This window comes from Gilvimarinus sp. 1_MG-2023, from assembly GCF_030548285.1.
In genome coordinates, this window is record NZ_JAUOSC010000520.1 from 1 (window position 1) to 333 (window position 333).

Here is a 333-nt window from a genome sequence, read left to right on the forward strand (position 1 = left end):
GTTAGATACTGGCATTGGTATCCCGGCCCATGAACTGGATATGATTTTTGAGGAATTTCACCGGTTGGCAGCCGAACGCACAGGTGCAGACACCGACATACACACCCCCGCCAACACCAAAGGGCTAGGGCTGGGGCTATCGATTGTACGGCGATTGTGTTTACTGCTGGATCATCCGATACAGGTTATTTCAGAACCGGGCCGAGGCAGCTGTTTCAGCGTATCCATTCCGACAACCATCGCCCCATTGGCATCCATCACACCAGAAGAAAACACCCAGAATACCCGTGGCTCCGGATTGATACTGTGTGTCGATAACGAGCAGCAAATCAT

The 333-nt window shown here is 52.0% G+C and carries 1 protein-coding gene; it reads left to right on the forward strand.

Going from position 1 to position 333, the window contains the following annotated elements; genetic code table 11:
* On the forward strand, positions 1-333 hold a 333-nt coding region (locus Q4563_RS17900), incomplete at both ends, for a sensor histidine kinase (RefSeq protein ID WP_303605460.1).